Source organism: Candidatus Obscuribacterales bacterium, assembly GCA_036703605.1.
Lineage (GTDB): Bacteria > Cyanobacteriota > Cyanobacteriia > RECH01 > RECH01 > RECH01.
Window position 1 is genome coordinate 1 of record DATNRH010000695.1, and the last position, 1,249, is coordinate 1,249.

Below are 1,249 nucleotides of genomic sequence, written 5' to 3' on the forward strand. Positions count from 1 at the left end.
CCCAGAATTAGCGGCAGCAGCAGGTTGGCTAGCACGTTTACCCTGCTTGGCAGTGGGTTTAGCCTTAGCGGTAGGTTTAGCCGCAGGAGCGTTCACCGCGTGATGGATATGACCTAGCTGTTGCGCTAAGGCATCATGCTCTGCTTTGAGGCGAGCATTTTCTGCCATCAGCGCTTCATAGTTTTGAACCCGGTGGGCATTCAGCTCCGGATCGTAGGCGTCGGCTAGCCCCTCTAGATCTTGAATCTGCTGGCGTAGGTGATCCACCTCGCGAGTAAACCAGAGCATCGCCTCTCCCAATTCCTGCGCTGTTTGGGTCAACGGTAAGGTTGACGGGGCCTGGAGCACTGACGGAGTCTGGATCTGGGTCTCAACAGCTTTCTTAGGAGGGCGTCCTAAGCGCTTGGTGACATTTCTAGGGGCCTTCTGGGGGACTTGGGGCAATCGCTCCTTCGGGGTTGACCGACCATCGCTCCAGTTTCTGGCATACCGCCCCGATACGGCCCCCGGTCGATAGCGCAGGCCATACTTGTCCATAAACGCTTGGGGCGCTTCCCGAACGCGTTTCTGCATTTGGCTCTTGGTGCCTTTATAGCCACGACTGCGAGCTAGGTCATAGGCTTCCCGAGTCGTCAACGTCCATTGGGCGATCGCCCCATTCTCGACCTTAGATAGCTTCTCAGTCTTAGGCAGAGCGATCGTGGCAGTTTGTCCTGAGGTCACTTTTCCATTCCGGCTAGGAGCCTCCAGACGGGGCTCATCATCAAATTTCAGAGTTTCAAGGGCAATGTGGCGTGAACCAAGATGATCCTGAAGCGCTTGCCGCACTTCCGCCATGAGGGGGCGCTGGGCAGCAATGTCTTGGAACCCTTGTTCTGACCATTTTGCCTTAATCCATCCAGACCACGCCTCCGCCTTGCTGCGATCATGGATCGTCAGCTCAGCAACATTTGCCAGGTATTGATCAAAAAGTTCTCGTAGCCACTGTTTCATGTAACGTCCTTTAACTAATTGTTGAAAATTGCAAGAGGGTTTGAGATGGATGGTCGGTTTATGTTCAGGAACGTTTCCCTTGCTATCCTGCCCGGAAAGCATTTGGGGGCAAGCACTTGAGCGATCGCAATTAGATGTCACCTTATAGTCAAGATTAGCTGAGAAGCGATCGCGTTCTGCCAGATAAAGCACAAAGACAACCCTTCCTGTGCTGAACTAACTCGGTTAAACAGGCGGGGGCAACGAACACATACCA

General features: G+C 53.6%; 1 protein-coding gene. It reads right to left on the bottom strand.

The features are described from left to right. Positions 1–993: hypothetical protein (locus tag V6D20_14705; GenBank protein HEY9817030.1), on the bottom strand; the 993-nt coding region annotated here is incomplete at its 3' end. Positions 994–1,249 lie beyond the last annotated feature (256 nt).